The organism is Treponema denticola, from assembly GCF_024181605.1.
Classification (GTDB): Bacteria; Spirochaetota; Spirochaetia; order Treponematales; family Treponemataceae; genus Treponema_B; species Treponema_B denticola_B.
This window is the reverse complement of sequence record NZ_CP054477.1, coordinates 1,757,267-1,774,555: the sequence shown is the minus strand read 5'-3', so window position 1 is coordinate 1,774,555 and position 17,289 is coordinate 1,757,267. Positions and strand designations below refer to the sequence as shown.

Here is a 17,289-nt window from a genome sequence, read left to right as displayed (position 1 = left end):
TTTAGCTTTTGCAAGCCCTTACAATATAGACAGGATTTTCTCCCTTAAAAAGGCCTGCCCTTCCCATTGAGGCGGTTTGAACAAGATCGGCCTCAATCTCGGTGTATCCGTATTTTGGGAGGAGTTCTAAAAATTCGTTTAAATTTTTTATAAGAATAAAATTAGCACAAATTATTCCGCCTTTTTTTAAATGGCCTTCCAGATAGTTAAAAATATTTTTTAACTCACCGCCGCTTCCGCCTATAAAACACTTATCGAATTGTAAGTCTTTATATTCGGCCGATAAAAGAGCTTCGGGGGCTTTCCCTAAAATCAGATTTATTTTAACTCCGATTTTTTTTGCGTTTTCTTTTATGAGTGCATAAGCCGTTTTATCAAATTCAACTGTTGAAACTTCTGCTCCCTGTAAGGCTGCCTCAATCGAAACGGAACCCGTGCCTCCGCCGATATCTAAAAACTTATCTCCTTTTTCTATTTGAAGATAAGCGATAGACAGGCTTCGTATGTTGAACTTGGTCATCGGCACTTCGCCTCTGATAAATTCGGAATCTTTAATATTTTTCATTTTGAACCAATACCGTATTTAAAAAAGATTTTACTATAATTTTATCGCCTATGGTATATTCTTCAATCGATTCATCGGGATATGAAAGGTTATAGCCTACAAAGAGTCTTCCTTTAAAACCTTCTTCTTTTAATCTTGCCGAAATTGTGTCGGGATTGTTTGTTTTATCGGTAAGAATAAAAAAGCTATCCTTACTGTGCATTTCCGTAAAGTCTGTTTCTCTTCCGTGAAAGGAAAAGAAGGGCAGGGCTTGCCACTGTTTTTGAAGTTTACTCATAAAATACTGCATTGAAGATATGCCGGTTATTACTTTTTTTATTTTTATATTTTTATTTTTGATGAATTCCGTAATTCCAAAAAAACAGGGGTCGCCTGAAGCAAGGACTAAAACTTTTTTTGTCTCTATAGGGAGATCAAGAATTTCGGAGATTCCCTTTAGAGTTTTTACGTCATTCCTTATCGGTTTGACATCGGAAGCTATACGCTCAAAGCCTGCAACCATATCCGCATCTTTGATTGCACATATAGCCTCTTGGGTTAAAAGTTCTATATTTCCGGGCCCTGCCCCGGCGACCGTTAAAGGCATAATTTACTTTGAGGCTACGGCTTTTAGGGCTTTATCAAAAAGTTTTTCAAAACCTGCCTTATCTAAACCTCCAAGGTGAATGGTTCCGGGGATAAGTTGACCCTTTTTGTCTACCATAAAGCTTGTAGGAAAACCTGCAACCTGTTCGTATATGGGCAGAAAGCTGTCAACCGTTACAAGTGCTTTAAAGGTGCATCCCGCATCTTTCCATATTTCTTTGGCTAATGCCAGAGTTTCGGCATCGCCTTCAGGAAGGTCGGCTGTAAGGCCAATAACGTTTACTTTTTTATCGGCATAAGCTTTATAAGCGGCTTCCAAATGAGGTAATTCGGTTTTGCAAGGGCCGCAAAATGTTCCCCAAATATTTACCAATGTAGCATCGTAGTTTTCAAAAATTTCGCTGGTAACCATATTTCCGTCAAGATCCTTTGTTGAAAATGTAAGACGATTTTCACTAGCGCTTAAAATTTTTGATTCTGGTGCTGCTGCAACTTCTTTTGCAGTTAAAGGTTTTTCTGCTTCTGCATTACCCTGTGTTTCGGTTTTTGTGCATGAAGCAAATAAAATACCCGCAAAGATTGCGGTTAGTACATAAAAATGTAACTTCTTCATTTGTAAACTCCTATAGTTTAAAATAATTCTAAAATTTCCTAGTCAATATACTTACTACTTACAGAATAATCAAGGGTTTTGAGAAAATTTATTATTATTTTTCGGCTTTAGCTTGGGTTTGATTGTTTTCCGTAAAAAGAAAGCTGTGCTCAATAGCTTTTACGGGACAGGCCTTGATACATTCTCCGCATCTTATACATTCAGGGCTGTTGGGGGTCTTATATGTCGGAATATCCAGCTTACAGGTTCTTTCGCATTTTCGGCATTTTATGCACTTGCCGTTTATTTTTAAGCGGTATAGACTTATAGGGTTGAACATTCCTAAAAATGCTCCGAGGGGGCATAAATAGCGGCAAAAGGGTCTGTAAAAAATCATTGAAAGCATTGAAATGATTGCTAAAACCGTAAATTTTAGGCCGAATAAGGCTCCTAAAGAGTTGGTGAGAGCTTGATTCATCGAGATAAGCGGAATTGCTCCGAATAGGATGCCTGACGGGCAAATATATTTACAAAAATAAGGATCGCTCAGTCCGTATTTATCCTGCAAGGCAAAGGGAAGAACAAAGACAAAAAAGACAAGGATAAAGTATTTTAGATACTTTAAAACTTTGTTTACTTTTTGCGGAACCTTAATTTTTTTTAAGGGAATCTTATCCAATAGGTCTTGGAAAAATCCGAAAGGGCAAATATAGCCGCAAAAAAGTCTTCCTGCGGCTATTGCAAATAGCGACAATAGGCCTACCACATAAAAAGCAAAGTCAAATTTTCTGCTTCCAATGGTTGCCTGTATTGAACCGATAGGGCATCCGAACAAAGCACCCGGGCATGAATAACAGTTTAAAACGGGCATACAGACTTTTTTCATAGGGCCCTTATAAATTTGCCCCTTTAAAAAGCCTATAAGATTTCCGTTTACTGCCAACATTCCTAATGCTTGAATTGCATGGCGTTTTTTATTCAGTGTTTTTTGTTTATTTTGTTTAGCCAATTCCTATACACTCCATACATATATTTACAGCTTTTTTGAGGACTACAGCGGTTTCCCCGCGGTATATTCCTATAAGGGTAAAGCTTAATGCTAAAATAATAACAAGTATTGCCGCTATTTTCTTTTTCATTTATTTTCCTACAGCTTTTAAAGCTTTTTCCATAGCTTCGGTAAATTCTGCAAGATCGCGGCTTCCAATGATGATATCATTAACGGAAGATGCTATAATATTTCCTTTTTTGTCTACAAATATAGTTGTAGGCCAAGCCGCAAGATTATCCAATATAGGCTTTAATGTGTCATTGTATTGAACTACAGTGTACTTACAGCCGGCTTTGGAAATTAATTCTTTGGCTGTGGGAAGGGCATCTTGTGCATCAGGGCTTACATCACCGGTAATACCTATTATGTTACAACCCTTGTCCTTAAAGGCTTCATAGAGTTTGCCAATTTCAGGTAATTCGGCTCTGCATGGGGGACACCATGTTGCCCAGATATTTATCATCGTAACATCGTATTTTGCGAGGATATCACTTGTTATTTTGTTGCCTTCAAGGTCAATAGTGTCAAAGGTTAGGCCTTTTACGTTTTTCATCATTGCAGCTTCAGCAGAAATAGGATCGGTACACTGAATTGTCGGGATGATGGGCTTGACTTGCGAAATCATATCTTTATAAATTTCAGCAGCCTTTTCACTTAGGCCTTCGGCATTAAAATCGGCGATAGCTAAAACTTGTGTGAACTCTTTTGTCGTTCTGATGACTTCATTATTTGGAAGGCCTGTAAGTTCGGCAAGTGTTTTTGTACCTATCAGGGGTGTACGTAAAACAACGAGTTTATAAATCGGTTTAAGATAGGGATCCACTTCTTTGCGTATCTTTTCAATTTTTTGGTCTCTGCTTAACTGCTTGTTGCTTACAATTGCATCATATTTTTCATTTAATTCATCGGAAGAAAATTCATACAAATAAACTTTGTATACGACCTCATCGGTTTTCTTGTCTTCTTCCCCGACACTGCTGTCTGCATTGACATTGTCCTTGTAGGTATCAAAGAATGCGGGACGGTGCAGCTTAAATCCGATGGCTTTAAAGTAACGCCATCCGGCTTCTTTTTCTTTCTTTGTCAGTTCCTTAATTCCGGCCTCTTTGGAACCGCCTGCGAAAGCTGCCGATGTAACAAGCAAAAATACAACGGCTGCTATAAAGATTTTGTAAAATTTCTTCATGCAAATCCTCCTAATAATTGAAATGCTCTTTTAAGTATATAGGTTTAGTTATAATTCGTCAAGTGAAATGTTTTTTTGTTTTGTTTTTGCAAGCAAAAAACTTATTTGCTCACGCTTACCCATGTTACGGCTTGTGAGGCTTTTTCAAGTTCTTGAACATTCATGCGGACAGCCGTGTTTTCGGTTCCAGCTGCAGGATAGACCCAATCCAATGACCTTATGGATTCGTCTATATAAACAGGAACTTGAGTTTTTAGGCCGAAAGGACAGACCCCGCCTGCAGGATGGCCGATAAAATTGAAAAGCTGTTCTTCATTCATCATCTTTGTTTTGCAGTGAAAGGTCTTTCTGAATTTTGCATTGTCTATGCGGGCCGAGCCTGCAAGAAGGATTAGTATAGGTTCTTCTTTTACCATAAAAGCTAGGGTTTTTACGATGAATTCGGGCCTACAGCCTACCGCCTCTGCCGCAAGATCTACGGTTGCGCTTGAGGTATCGAATTCTATAATCCTGTCTTCCAGTGAAAAAAAGCTTAAATGGTCGCGAGCTTCTTTTAATCCCATAAGTTTACCTTTTAAATCCCCCTATATCGGAACTCAAGTGTTTTAAGGCTCTTACTTTATCATTCTCTTTTATGGCATAAATTATGTTTTCATGGTCTGAGCTGAAAGTTTTTTTTGTAATTTCTTCCCATTTTTCCCAATAATTCTGGATAAAAAAACGGGTCATTTTTTTCATTGTATGCTCCAAACTGAGTAAAGCATGAGAATTATTATGCAATTTGAATAAGCCTATATGAAATACGGAATTGTTTTGCCATTCACTTACCGCATTAGTATTGCTAAATTCCCTTGTATGCTCCAGTAGGTCATTTAGTATGGCGTGATCGCTATTAGCGACTTCTTTCCAGTTTTTCTCCAAAAAACCGCATTCCAGTACTAATCGGTAATTCAGCATTTCTGTCAAATCTTCTTGTCTGAGCGTTATTAGTTCATATCCATAGCGGGGGATACTCTTAAAAACGTTTTCATTGCAAAGTTCTATTAAAGCATCTCTTATTGGAGCTCTGCTTATTTTTAAATATTTTTCCAGATCCGAGAGGTTTATTATATCTCCGGGTTTGATTGTATTGTCAGTTACGAGGTCGTATATCTTTATATAAGCATCCTGCTTTAAGGATTTTTTTTTCGTTGTCAATTTATCGGTTGTCATAGTAAATTTTATTATACAAGTTTTTTTTCCTTAAAGTTTTATAAATTTAAAATATGTATACTACAGTATAACATAATTTAGGGTATTAGAACAATTATTTTTCATTATATTATTTTAGCTTATAAATTGTAAGAGGTATAAACAAAAAAAATAAATAAAAACATTTTTTTTGTATTTTTTGTTGACAACCGGAAAATTCTGATTTACAATATAAATATATCAGTGATATATCAGTAATTAAAAATGATTTGAATGGAGGTACTGATGTTATTGCAGCAACTAATTAATGGTTTGGTTATAGGAAGCACTTACGCACTGGTTACAATAGGCTTTAATATGGTGTACGGTGTGTTGGAGTTGACTAATTTCGCTCATAGCTCTTTTTATATGTTAGCCGCATATATAGGTCAATTCATTTTGTTAAAATTTTTTATGAATATATCGGTTCCTATTGCTCTAATTATAACATTTTTAACCTCCATAATTATAACAGCCTCTTTAGGTGCTCTTATGGATAAAATTGCTTTGGAGCCTATAAGAATAAAAAAAGGTGCTCCTATTTCATCTTTAATAAGTACTGTCGGTGTTCAGACTATAATCAATAACTCCGTTCTTCTAATTTTCGGCACAGTTCCTTTATACTTTCCTGATTTATTAAAGCTTGGTAAATTTACTATTTATGGCGGAACTGTGGTTCAATGGATTCAGATTCTCATATTGATTATGACTTTAATTATAATGCTTGTATTAACTTTTATTGTTACGCGTACACGCTTAGGAAAGTCAATGCGGGCAATTTCTCAAAATCAAATTGCTGCAAGACTTATGGGAATAAATATAAATAGAGTTATAACCATTACATTCTTTATAGGAACTACAGTTGCCGGTATTTCAGGTTTGATGGTTGCAATGTATTATCAGAGAGTAGACACCTTAATGGGGGCATCTGTAGGATTAAAGTCATTTGCTGCAGCAGTTCTTGGCGGAATGGGCTCTCTCCCCGGAGCGGCTATAGGAGGATTATTGATAGGCTTACTTGAAACTCTTTTTGCCGCTTATATAAGTTCAGGATATAGGGATATTGTTGCCTTTGTGATATTGATATTGGTTCTTCTTATTCGGCCCTCAGGCTTAATGGGTAAAAAAAGCGTAGATAAGGTATAGGAGGCCTGTATGAGAAAAAAGTCGATTATCTTAGATAAAATTATTAAAAAAATCGCTAAAAATCAGATATTTGTTTTAATTATACTTGCTGTTCTGGCAATATCTTTCCCGATTTTTGTTGACAATAATTACTATCTTGGCATAGCAATAATGTTCTTTATATATTCAATATTGACCTTATCTCTTAATTTAGTTACGGGTTATGTTGGATTTACACTTTTGGGACAAGCGGCTTTCTTCGGTTTGGGGGCTTATGTTGCTGCAATACTTGGAACGCGTTTTCAAGTTGATTTTATTATCGGATGTATAGCTGCTTCTTTATTTGCTGCTATTTTTGGAGCAATGCTGGCTCTCCCGACTTTGCGCATACGCGGTCGATATTTTGCAATTGTAACTCTAGGTTTTTCTGAAATCATGCGAATGATAGAGCTTAACTGGATGGAGATGACGCGAGGCCCTCAGGGAATTTCAAGGATACCGGGTATAGTAATTTTTGGGAAAGAGTTTGACTCATACAGATTTAAATACTATGTTGGGCTGGTTCTTTTAATATTTGCCTTATATATAATTAATTCAATTTTAAATTCAAAACATGGGCGTGCCGTACGCGCAATAAAAGATGACGATTTAGCTGCCGGAGCCATTGGAGTAAATGTTTATAAATATACCGTTGTTATTTTTTCTATTTCGGCGGGTATTGCAGGAATGGCTGGAGCCTATTACGCTCATTATATGAGTTTTATTGATCCTAATGCTTTTAATTTTGAACAATCAATTTTAATTTTATCGATGGCCATATTTGGAGGATTGGGAAGTTTGCCCGGAAGTATTTTAGGAGCCTTGGCATTGACGATTTTACCTGAGGCCCTCAGATTTTTATCCGATTATCGGCAAATTATATATGGTCTTATATTGGTTTTGATAGTTATATTTAAACCCTCAGGTGTTATGGGGAAGATAAATTTTGAACGGATACGATCTATAGCAAATATGGAAAAGGAGGACTTAAATGTCGAATCCAATTCTTAAAATAACGGATGTAACCAAGCGTTTTGGCGGTATTACGGCTGTTGATAATATAAACATGTCTGTATATCTTGGAAAGATTCAAGGAATTATAGGTCCTAATGGAGCCGGAAAAACCACTCTTTTCAATTTAATATCAGGTATATATAAACCTACATTGGGGTCTATTCATTTTTGCGGTGAAGATATAACGAATTTGAAACCTCATAGAATAAACGAAAAAGGGATTGTGCGTACATTCCAAAATATACGCTTATTTAAGAATATGACAATATTGGATAATGTAATGGTAGGTTGTCATAACGAAGAAAATGAAAATATATTAGATGCTTTATTTAAAACTAAAAGACATAAAGTTGAAGAACAAAAGAATAAAAATAAAGCTTTGAGTCTTTTAGATAGAGTAGGCTTGATTCATCTTAGGTATGAAATGCCTGATTCTTTGCCCTATGGTCTACGGCGTAAATTAGAGATTGCGCGAGCTCTGGCATCAAATCCTAAACTACTTATGCTTGATGAACCTGCAGCAGGTATGAATGAACAAGAAACAATAGAGCTGACTGAATTTATACAAAGTTTAAAATCAAAAGATATGGCTATAATGCTGATTGAACATGATATGAAATTAGTTATGAGCCTCAGTGACAGTGTTTATGTTATAAACCATGGACTAAAAATAGCGGAAGATTCTCCTGAAGAAATAGTTAAGGATAAAGCCGTTATTAATGCATACCTTGGAGAGGAGGATGTTTAGTGCTTTTAGAAGTTAAAGATTTACATGTCAGTTACGGAGAAATAAAGGCAATCCGTGGAATTAATTTTAATATTAATCAAGGTGAAATTGTAACTATCATAGGCTCAAATGGGGCCGGTAAAAGTACAACTTTAAACAGTTTAGCAGGGTTGATAAAACCGGCATCCGGTACGGTTTTATTCAATGGTGAGGATGTTACAAAATTAGAGTCTTATGAACTTGTAAAGAAAGGAATTTCTTTGTCACCAGAGGGGAGACAAATATTTCCTAGAATGTCGGTAATAGAAAATCTTGAGTTAGGAGGTTACTTTAGAACTAGGGCTGAATTAGAACAAGGGAAAAACAATGTTTTTGAATTGTTTCCTATTTTAAAGGAACGCAGTTGGCAGTCTGGCGGAACTTTGTCCGGGGGTGAACAGCAAATGCTTGCAATTGGGAGAGCTTTGATGGCATCGCCTAAGATATTGATTCTTGATGAACCTTCATTGGGACTTGCTCCTATAATAGTTAAAGAAATATTTAAACTGATTAGGAAAATTCGAGATGAAGGGATTACGGTTTTATTAGTTGAGCAAAATGCAAAAATGGCTTTGTCGATTTCCGATAGGGGCTATGTACTTGAAACTGGAAAAATAAGATTGGAGGGTAAGAGTGAAGAATTATTAAACAACGAAGAAGTGCATAAATTATATTTAGGAGGCATATAGTGGTCATAACAAATGTAAAGCAAAAAAGCAGTCCAGCTTTGGATGGACAACGTAATATATGTCAGAGACGCGCTGCTACTATCAGTAATATGATAAAGTGTGCAGCTGAACGCGGGCTTGATAAACAATTTGCAAGAGATGCAATCTATAAGTACGGGCAAGACATTGCAGCAAATATGAAAAAGTCTTTAAAAAAAGATTTTAGTATTGATGAATTTCTTGAAGCGTTTGCCTCACAGCCTCACTTTGATATTTATGAAATGGAAGTCGTAAAAAAAACCGAAGATATGTTCTTGATTCATTTTCACTATTGTCCTTATGTTGAAGAATGGACAAAACAAGGTTACTGTGATGATGAACTTTCTGAGTTATGCGACATAACAATGGAAGGTGACAAGGCTATAGGAGATTGTTTTCCTAATTTGAGATTTACACTAGGAAAAACAATAGCACAAGGTCACTGTGTATGTGAATTATTATTTGAAAAAATAAAGGAGACGGAAAAATGAAAAAAATAAGGATCTATATTTTAAGTTTATTAAGTGTTATATTGATATTAAATTCTTGTACAGGAAAGGATGAAGCAAAAGCAACTGAAGACAAGGCAAATAAGCCTATCTATTTTGCTTGGTACGGTCCTTTGACCGGAGATGCAAAGCAATACGGTGATACTGAAAAGATTGCTGTAGAGCTTGCTTTAAAGGATATCAATGATGTGGGAAATGGTGTGCTCGGCGGAAGAAAAATCATTGTAGATTTTTATGATGATAAAAATGATGCAAAAGAAGCGGTTAATATTGCAAATAAGATTGTTGCAGAAAAAAAATATCTTGCTGTAGTAGGAGGTTTTGGTTCTACACCTTCAATGGCTGCCGCTCCCATATACGAGAAAGCAAAAATTATCAATTATTCACCCACTTCATCACATGCGGATTTTTCATCATTGGGTAAATTTATGTTTAGAAATACTCCTACGCAAGAAATTGAAACCAAGCAGTATGCTGACTATGTTTACACAAAACTTGGAATTAAAACTGTAGCTATTCTTAATGTAAATGACGACTGGGGAAATAATATTGCAAAAATATTCACCAACCAATTTGTAAAGCTTGGCGGAAAAATAACCGATCTTCAAACTTATATACCGAACCAGACATCAGATTTTACTCCGATGATATCTAAAGCAAAAACAACAAACCCTGAAGCTTTCTTTCCGGTTGCCTATTATCAAGATTCTGCAAATATAGTAAGACAGGCAAAAAATTTGGACTTTAATGTTCAAATGATTCTTTCAAGTTCTACACTAAAACAAGAATTGATAGACTTAGCCGGAGATATAGTTGAAGGAGCTTTTATAATGAATGCATATTCTCCCGATATAAATACGCCTGAATTTATCCGTGTAATTGGAGAGTATACAAAGAGAACAGGAAAACAGGGAGATGCTTTTGTAATGCAAACTTATGATGTCGTTAAGCAGCTAGCAACAGCAGTAGATATGGCCGGCAGTGACGACCCTGTTGTTGTAAGAGAAACTTTAGCTAATATGAAGGGATATAATGCCTTATCCGGACCTTATAACATGAATGAATTAGGCGACGCTGTAAGATCTCTTGTTCCTATGTTTATTAAAAACGGTAAATTTACTAGGATCGATGATTAAGGAGCTCTTATGAAAAAAATATTAAATAAACCTGAAAACTTTGTAGATGAAATGGTAGAAGGAATTTTATACGCCTATCCAGATAAAATAATGTCGTTAAATGGGGATAAGCGGGTTATTCTTAATAAAACAAAAAAAGACAATAAGGTCGGTATTGTTACTGCCGGCGGCAGCGGTCATCTGCCTGTTTTTCTCGGTTATGTAGGTGATGGAATGCTTGACGGATGTGCTGTAGGTAATGTTTTTGCTTCTCCATCTGCCAATAAAATGTATGAGATGATTAAAGCCTGTAATTTCGGAAAGGGGGTATTATGTCTGTATGGAAATTACGGAGGAGATAAACTCAATTTTGAAATGGCAATGTCGATGGCTGAAATGGACGGTATACAGGTCAAAGAAATAAGAGTGATGGATGATATTGCTTCATCACCGATTGAGGCGAAGGATAAGCGGCGAGGAGTAGCAGGAATGGTTTTTGCTTACAAAGTTGCAGGGGCTGCAGCTCAAAGAGGTTATGATCTTGAAAAACTTGTTTCTGTTACGGAAAAGGCTCTTGATAACATACGCACGATGGGTATAGCTTTATCGCCATGTATAGTTCCTGAAGTCGGCAAACCGACTTTTTCAATCAAGGATGATGAAATGGAAATAGGAATGGGTATTCACGGAGAGGTAGGTATAGAGGTTTCAAAACTGAAAACTTCAGCCGAGGTTGCAAAAATGATTTTTGATAAAATCGCAACCGAAATTTCTTTTTCGAAAAACGATGAAGTTGCCGTAATGATTAACGGTCTTGGCGCCACTCCTCTGGAAGAGTTATTTATTATCTATCGGGATCTATTCAATATTTTAAATGGTCTGGGTGTAAAAGTAATAAGCCCTCATGTAGGGGAATTCGCAACATCAATGGAGATGGCAGGGCTTTCTATCACAATTATGAAATTGGATGATGAATTAAAAACCTTGCTTCTCCATGATGCAAATACGCCCTTCTATACAAATGCAAATAAAAAATAGGATGACGGTATGATTACGAAGGATATAATTTTAGATGTATTAATTGAAATAGCAAAGACTATGGAAGACGAAAAAGATTATCTTGTTGAGCTTGACCAACAAAACGGGGACGGCGATTTAGGTATTTCTATGAGTACCGGATTCAATGCTGCCGTTAATGCATTTAAAGATGACAGTGGAAAAGACATCGGTCTTGGTCTTCTCAAAGCTGCAATGGCTTTTAATGAAAAAGCTCCTTCAAGTTTAGGTACCATATTATCATTCGGATTAATGGCTATGGGAAAAACTTTTAAAGGAAAGCAAGAGTTGACTCGGGAAGAACTTGCATTGGGCTTTTCAAAATTTAATGAAGAGATTATGAACAAGGGAGGTGCAAAGCCCGGAGAAAAGACCATTGTCGATACATTCATTCCTGTTGAAAAATTCGTTAGGGAAAATTTGGGTAAAATTCCTGATAATGAATTGATAAAAGAGTCTGAAAAAATTGCAAAAGAAGGTTCTGATTCAACACGGAACATGAAATCTGTTCATGGCAGAGCCGCTTATTATGCAGAAAAAAGTATCGGCGTTCTTGATGGAGGTTCCTATGCAGGATATTTGATATTCAAAGCACTAAATAATTTTACAACATATGGAGGAAAAAAATGAGAGAAAAAAGAAAATTGGTTTTGGATGCTTTTAGCAATAAGCAGATCCAAAGAGTTCCTGTAGGTTTTTGGTGGCATTTTGCCGATGAGTACAGACAGTTCCGTGGTTTACTGGATGACGGAATTATTCAAGCGACGATTGACGGCACAAAAAAAATGTATGGCGATTTAAAACCTGATATGGTAAAAATAATGTCTGACGGTTTTTTCGGCCATCCGTCAATTATGAAAAATGACATTAATAACATTGACGATATTAAAAAAATAAGGTCGATAGGAAATTCGTCGCCATGGTATGATAAGCAAATCGATATGGTCAATAGTATTTTAGATTACTTTGACGGAGAGGTTGCTGCATTTTATAATATTTTTGCTCCGCTCAACTATATAAGGTTGTATACGGAGTGTTATAAAAAACAGCCTGATTTGTTTGTTAAACTTTTTTTTGAAGACCCGAATGCTATGTTGGAGGCTTCTTTAGAAATTGCTAATGACTTGCTTGTACTTGCGGATAAACTCAAAAACAAAACAAAACTTGACGGAATATATTACAGTGTTCAAAGTGTTCAGTCACAAGATGCCGATTTAAATTTCCATCAAAAATATGTTTTGCCTTCGGATAAAAAAGTTCTTGATAAAATAAATTCTCTTTGGGACAATAATATTCTTCATATCTGCGGGTATGCCGATTATACTAATGATTTATCCTTTTATAAAGATTATAAAGCTAAGGTATATAACTGGGCTGTAAATACTGAAAAAGTTTCTTTAGCAGAAGGAAAAAAATTCTTCGGCAATGCTTGTGTCCTTGGCGGGTTTGATAATAATAGGGGAACTCTTATCGATGTAGGTACCGATATTGAGATTGAAAATTATGTTGATAGTTTGATAAAAGAAGCGGGAACTACGGGTGTTATTATAGGTGCAGATTGTACAATTGCTCCTGAGATCGGATATAAAAGACTTGAACAAGTAAGGAACTATGCTGAAAAGTATAGTAAATAAACCTCCTCCTATTTTAATTGAACAGCGAGTGGTATTGCTGCCCGCTGTTCTCTTTTTACTTCCTCCTTAAAAGGTAAACGAAAAAAGGGCCGCCGACCAGGGCCATCAGGGTACCGACGGGTAATTCTATGGGGGCTGCTATTGTGCGTGCAAAGGTGTCGGCTATCAGTAAAAATATCCCTCCGTTTAATATCGAAAGGGGTAAAAGATATTTATAGTTGGGACCGGTAATAAGTCTTACGATGTGGGGAATTACAAGGCCTACAAAACTTATGACTCCGACGAGGGAGGTGGAAATAGCCGCTAAAAAGGAGGCCGTGAGCGAAATTAGAATTCGGCTCCTTGTAATGTTTAAGCCTAAACTGCCGGCCTTTTCGTCTCCGAATAAAAGGAGATTGCTCGGACGTATGGCAGCAAGGGCGGCTGCAAGGCCTATGAGGGAGTAGGGCAAGATAAGCTTAACATCGTACATGCTGCGTCCCGAAAGGTTTCCGCTTAGCCAAAGCATGATGTTTTGAATCTTGTCGTTGTTTAAGATTGTGATAAGATAGCTTACGCCTGCAAAAAAAGCGTTTACTGCAACACCTGCCAAAATAAGGCGGACGGTTTTTACTCCACCCTTCCAAGCCAAAAGGTAAACCAAGACTGCCGCCCCCATAGCTCCTATAAATGCGAATAAGGGGGCTGCCGTAACAAATTGCGGAAAAATCAAGAGGGCCAGTAAGAGTCCCAGCTTTGCTCCGCTCGAAATGCCTATTATTCCTGGTTCTGCCAAGGGATTTTGAACAACCGCTTGGAGAAGGGCTCCTGAAGCGGCAAGGTTTGCTCCGACCATGAGGGCTAAAATAATTCTGGGAATTCTTATGTCCCAAATAATTATGGAAAAATCTGAATTCTCACGGTATAATATAATTTTTATAATCTCACTGATGGGAATCCTTGTGCTTCCGAAATAGATTGCAGCCAAAACGGATAAGGCTAGAAGAATACAAGAAATAAAGAGAAAGATGAGCATTTTTCTTCGGCGTTTATCCGGCATTTTTTACCCTTTAGAATTTAGTCTTCGGTTTCTCCGTAGATTATTTCTTTTAAATTCTCGACGGCCTGCATTATTTTAATATTCCGTGAAACAGTGTATAAATTACTGTCAAGGTCGTAGATTTTATCTTCTTTTACGGCCTTTACCTTCTGCCAAATTTCATTCTTTGCGAACTCGGCCCTGAGGCTCTCGGCAGTGTCTTCGGAATTTGTGTGGGTAAGGCGTATGATGACATCGGGCTGATGTTTTACGATTTCTTCTATATTTATGGGAACGTATGATTTGTCGAAGTTTCCTATATCGTTTGCGATATTGTGAATTTTTAAAACTTCCATCAAGCTTCCTGTGTAACAGTTTTTTGTTCCCATCATCAATTTTTTTGGAGAACCTAAAAGCATCAAGACCTTGGGGCTTTTTTTGCCGTAAATGGCGCGGCGTACTTCAAGGGTTTTAGCTTCAATGGTTTGAATGACATGTTCCGCCTCCTTTTGTTTTGAAGTCATTTCTCCCAGATATCTGATAGTATTTAAACATGCCTCATAGGAATTTAAATCGACATATTCCGTTTTTATGTTTTGGTTTTGGAATATCTTATCCAATGTAGGTTTTGAACCTAAAGAAGCCAAATAGATATCCGCATTCAGCCGTTTTACAGTTTCGATATCCGGCTGCATGGGCATTCCTATTTTTTCGGTCTTTGCATAAAGCTCAGGCATAGCGTGACGGCTTGAAGGCACGCCTGAAACATTTTTATAGCCGAGGTCATCTAAGATTTCGACTATGGACATGGTTCCTGCAATAACGCGAGGCCCTGCCTCTGGTGTTGTGCGGTCAGGCAAGTCTTTTTTATCTTGTTTAAAAAAATCATTAATTTTTGAACAGCTTGCGGCGAATAAAGTTAAGGAAACAACTAATACGAAGTATATAAGAAGTTTATTTGTTTTCATAGCAGAATATTCTTGTTATACCTATTTCTTTTTAATATGCAGTTCGGGTAGATTAAGTTCGGTATCGCGGACTAAGGCTGCCCTGTTTTCATTTTGGATTTCTTGATAGATTTCTTCACGGAAAACCTTGACCGAAGGCGGTGCATCTACACCTATTTTTACCTGATCTCCCCGAATATCGATTATAGTAAGCTCTATGTTATCGCCTATTAGAATTTTTTGGTTTGTTTTACGGGAAAGTATGAGCATCAGTTCCTCCCCGCCGCATTTAATTCGGCAAGAATGTCGTGTTTGGTATTCCATTTTCCGTCATTTAAGACAGCCTGAAAAGCCTTCTTATTCTTTTTGTTTATGATAAGAGGTCCCTGCAAATTTGCGGTAATCGGGCTTCCTGCAGGCGGAATGGTAACAAGGGCAAAAACCAAAAGGTCTTTAGGAGATTCTGCCTCTATCGGTTTTAATAATTCGTCGTCTATATCAAGTTCATAATCGGGTCTGAACAAAAAGGGATCTATAACAATAAAGGCTAAATTTTCATCGTCAAGGGATTGAACCCAAAAGAAGGGCTCTTTTCCCGAATCCAACAAGGCGTATTTATGAAATTCTTCAAATCCGTAAAATCCGTCAACCAATTCTATTATCTGTTTATCCTGAATCTCAACAAGCCCCATAGCTTTTGTCTTAATTTCCATCGTAAATTCCATCCTAAAAATATCGGAAACTTCTAAAAACATTGTTTTTGGAAGTTGTCCTTAAATTTAATGCGATGTTTTTCATAAGTCATTATTTATTAAAAGACTTATGAAAAACTCGTCAGTCAGCTCTGAAAGACTTATCTTAAGTTTTTCAGAGCTGACTTGTTATCTTAAGTAGTTTAAAAGCGAATCCCTGTAAAGTCTTCCCAATACGCTTAAAGAAGCTTGATGCGTATGTTCAAACATTTTTAGGTCGGTTATCGCCTTTGTAATGTCTAAGTCGGCTTCGCGCGACTCTGCTGCCGTTACATTTAATGTTTGCGTATCAATTCGTGCCAAGATAACTTCGGCTCTTGAATACTTGGAACCTGTTTCTGCCATTCTTGTAGTAAGATTATGTATGCCCTCATCGATGATACCCAAAACCTTTCCGCCCAAGGCTTCTTGATCTCCCGAAAGGAAGGCATCGCGGACTGCAATGGCTGCATCAAAAAGAGAGCCTCCAGAAACGCGTACCGAATTTGCTAAATTGTAGGGCGGTCTTTGTTCGGCCTTTATCAAACCCAATTCGGATAAAACGGTGCTTCCTTCAGCATCTCTTAGCCAAAGCTGGCGGGCATCGGTAGTTGTAAGGTTTAAGCCGCTTGTTATCGGGTCAAGGCTTGCTTTTACTGCGGCTCCCGAATCGTTTATCTTTGACATAATTGCATAAACATTGTCGCCTGCAATTAAGGGAATCTCAACCCCGTCAACCTCGATGCTTGTGTCTTCTTTTATGACAAAGTTTCGGGCATCGGTTTCCGAGATAAGAATTTGCCTCTCGGCCCAAAATACCCTGTTACCGGCCTGATCTGCCCTCATAAAAGAAAGCTCATCGGTTTCAACTTCCTTTGAATCGACCGTGCCGTTGTATCTTACCTGAGTTATAAGGGCGGAACCTGCTCCGTCCACATCTCCCATTACGGTTTCAAAGGGCTCGGTAAAACTTTTTGTTCCCGAAAAAACTCTGACACCGTCCGAGTTTACGGCATTTCCGTTTTGAACAAGTTCTTTTAAAAGTTCATCGGCCTCGGCTGCCATATCTTTTAAGTCGTCCGGCGTATAGGTTCCGTTTGCTCCCTGTACTGAAAGCTCTCTTAAACGCTGAACAACTTGGAGCGAATTATTCATATAAGTTTCGGCCGACATATATTGATCTCTCAAGGTTTTTGTGTTCTTTTCAAACCTTTCGAGGCGGGCAAGGTAGGACTTATATCTTACCGAGTGTCCTGCGGAAACGGGGTCGTCTCTAAGCTGGTTTATCCTTCGTTGGGACTGAATCTGATTATTTAGATTATGAAGCCTCGACTCCTGATTCCTCATCGAAAAATTGCTGTCCGTGTGCTGAATATTCGTACTAATTCTTTTCATCATATTTTACTCCAAAACTTAAAA

At 37.3% G+C, this 17,289-nt stretch carries 22 protein-coding genes; 9 read left to right on the top strand and 13 right to left on the bottom strand.

Features of this window, described 5'->3' with window-relative positions; genetic code table 11:
- Position 1: 1 nt before the first annotated feature.
- The 8 genes from cbiT to E4N80_RS08230 all read right to left on the bottom strand — a co-directional run bounded on the left by cbiT (position 2) and on the right by E4N80_RS08230 (position 5,191).
- Complete coding sequence (cbiT, locus tag E4N80_RS08265; RefSeq protein ID WP_253698777.1) at positions 2-565, bottom strand: precorrin-6Y C5,15-methyltransferase (decarboxylating) subunit CbiT; 564 nt, start codon at positions 563-565, stop codon at positions 2-4.
- Positions 552-1,151 carry a precorrin-6y C5,15-methyltransferase (decarboxylating) subunit CbiE gene (cbiE, locus tag E4N80_RS08260; RefSeq protein WP_253698776.1) on the bottom strand — a complete coding sequence of 200 codons (600 nt, stop codon included), beginning with the start codon at positions 1,149-1,151 and terminating at the stop codon, positions 552-554. The genes cbiT and cbiE overlap by 14 nt, the downstream gene beginning before the upstream one ends.
- 3 nt (positions 1,152-1,154) lie before the next feature.
- Positions 1,155-1,763, bottom strand: coding sequence for a TlpA family protein disulfide reductase (locus E4N80_RS08255; protein ID WP_253698774.1), 609 nt, complete (start codon positions 1,761-1,763; stop codon positions 1,155-1,157).
- Between the two features lie 94 nt (positions 1,764-1,857).
- A complete protein-coding gene (locus E4N80_RS08250) occupies positions 1,858-2,751 on the bottom strand; it encodes a 4Fe-4S binding protein (RefSeq protein WP_253698773.1) in 894 nt (297 codons plus the stop codon).
- Positions 2,744-2,881 (bottom strand): CD1871A family CXXC motif-containing protein, encoded by a 138-nt coding sequence (locus E4N80_RS08245; protein ID WP_253698771.1) that lies wholly within the window; start codon positions 2,879-2,881, stop codon positions 2,744-2,746. Before E4N80_RS08245 ends, E4N80_RS08250 begins: the two co-directional genes overlap by 8 nt.
- Positions 2,882-3,979, bottom strand: a complete 1,098-nt coding sequence (locus E4N80_RS08240; RefSeq protein ID WP_253698769.1) for a TlpA disulfide reductase family protein — start codon at positions 3,977-3,979, stop codon at positions 2,882-2,884.
- Positions 3,980-4,080: 101 nt separating this feature from the next.
- Complete coding sequence (locus E4N80_RS08235) at positions 4,081-4,542, bottom strand: YbaK/EbsC family protein (protein WP_253698767.1); 462 nt, start codon at positions 4,540-4,542, stop codon at positions 4,081-4,083.
- 4 nt (positions 4,543-4,546) lie between these two features.
- Positions 4,547-5,191, bottom strand: coding sequence for a GntR family transcriptional regulator (locus tag E4N80_RS08230; RefSeq protein ID WP_253698766.1), 645 nt, complete (start codon positions 5,189-5,191; stop codon positions 4,547-4,549).
- Positions 5,192-5,455: 264 nt separating this feature from the next.
- On the opposite strand from E4N80_RS08230, the gene E4N80_RS08225 reads away from it, so the two are divergent.
- From E4N80_RS08225 to E4N80_RS08185, 9 genes are read left to right on the top strand one after another with little or no spacing between them, the layout of a single operon-like run.
- Entirely contained in the window at positions 5,456-6,355 is a 900-nt protein-coding gene (locus tag E4N80_RS08225; RefSeq protein WP_253698765.1) for a branched-chain amino acid ABC transporter permease, read from the top strand.
- A gap of 9 nt (positions 6,356-6,364) precedes the next feature.
- Positions 6,365-7,384, top strand: a complete 1,020-nt coding sequence (locus tag E4N80_RS08220) for a branched-chain amino acid ABC transporter permease (RefSeq protein ID WP_253698763.1) — start codon at positions 6,365-6,367, stop codon at positions 7,382-7,384.
- Positions 7,365-8,135 (top strand): ABC transporter ATP-binding protein, encoded by a 771-nt coding sequence (locus tag E4N80_RS08215; protein ID WP_253698762.1) that lies wholly within the window; start codon positions 7,365-7,367, stop codon positions 8,133-8,135. Before E4N80_RS08220 ends, E4N80_RS08215 begins: the two co-directional genes overlap by 20 nt.
- Complete coding sequence (locus tag E4N80_RS08210; RefSeq protein ID WP_253681576.1) at positions 8,135-8,842, top strand: ABC transporter ATP-binding protein; 708 nt, start codon at positions 8,135-8,137, stop codon at positions 8,840-8,842. The genes E4N80_RS08215 and E4N80_RS08210 overlap by 1 nt, the downstream gene beginning before the upstream one ends.
- A complete protein-coding gene (locus E4N80_RS08205) occupies positions 8,842-9,351 on the top strand; it encodes an L-2-amino-thiazoline-4-carboxylic acid hydrolase (protein WP_253698761.1) in 510 nt (169 codons plus the stop codon). The genes E4N80_RS08210 and E4N80_RS08205 overlap by 1 nt, the downstream gene beginning before the upstream one ends.
- The gene (locus E4N80_RS08200) at positions 9,348-10,505 is read left to right on the top strand and encodes an ABC transporter substrate-binding protein (RefSeq protein ID WP_253681578.1); all 1,158 of its coding nucleotides are present in this window, start codon (positions 9,348-9,350) and stop codon (positions 10,503-10,505) included. The genes E4N80_RS08205 and E4N80_RS08200 overlap by 4 nt, the downstream gene beginning before the upstream one ends.
- Positions 10,506-10,514: 9 nt before the next feature.
- Complete coding sequence (locus E4N80_RS08195) at positions 10,515-11,522, top strand: dihydroxyacetone kinase subunit DhaK (protein WP_253698760.1); 1,008 nt, start codon at positions 10,515-10,517, stop codon at positions 11,520-11,522.
- 9 nt (positions 11,523-11,531) lie between these two features.
- A complete protein-coding gene (locus tag E4N80_RS08190) occupies positions 11,532-12,170 on the top strand; it encodes a dihydroxyacetone kinase subunit L (RefSeq protein WP_253698758.1) in 639 nt (212 codons plus the stop codon).
- The gene (locus E4N80_RS08185; RefSeq protein ID WP_253698756.1) at positions 12,167-13,174 is read left to right on the top strand and encodes a uroporphyrinogen decarboxylase family protein; all 1,008 of its coding nucleotides are present in this window, start codon (positions 12,167-12,169) and stop codon (positions 13,172-13,174) included. The genes E4N80_RS08190 and E4N80_RS08185 overlap by 4 nt, the downstream gene beginning before the upstream one ends.
- Before the next feature lie 55 nt (positions 13,175-13,229).
- On the opposite strand, the gene E4N80_RS08180 is transcribed toward E4N80_RS08185, so the two are convergent.
- The 5 genes from E4N80_RS08180 to E4N80_RS08160 all read right to left on the bottom strand — a co-directional run bounded on the left by E4N80_RS08180 (position 13,230) and on the right by E4N80_RS08160 (position 17,268).
- Positions 13,230-14,213, bottom strand: coding sequence for a FecCD family ABC transporter permease (locus E4N80_RS08180; RefSeq protein WP_253698755.1), 984 nt, complete (start codon positions 14,211-14,213; stop codon positions 13,230-13,232).
- Between the two features lie 17 nt (positions 14,214-14,230).
- Positions 14,231-15,160, bottom strand: a complete 930-nt coding sequence (locus E4N80_RS08175; RefSeq protein ID WP_253698753.1) for an ABC transporter substrate-binding protein — start codon at positions 15,158-15,160, stop codon at positions 14,231-14,233.
- Positions 15,161-15,181: 21 nt separating this feature from the next.
- On the bottom strand, positions 15,182-15,409 hold the full coding sequence (csrA, locus tag E4N80_RS08170; protein WP_010697926.1) for a carbon storage regulator CsrA: 228 nt from the start codon (positions 15,407-15,409) through the stop codon (positions 15,182-15,184).
- Complete coding sequence (locus tag E4N80_RS08165; RefSeq protein WP_253682145.1) at positions 15,409-15,852, bottom strand: flagellar assembly protein FliW; 444 nt, start codon at positions 15,850-15,852, stop codon at positions 15,409-15,411. Before E4N80_RS08165 ends, csrA begins: the two co-directional genes overlap by 1 nt.
- A 168-nt stretch (positions 15,853-16,020) precedes the next feature.
- Positions 16,021-17,268: a flagellar hook-associated protein 3 gene (locus E4N80_RS08160; RefSeq protein WP_253698751.1), complete on the bottom strand. Its 1,248-nt coding sequence runs from the start codon at positions 17,266-17,268 to the stop codon at positions 16,021-16,023.
- Positions 17,269-17,289: the final 21 nt, after the last annotated feature.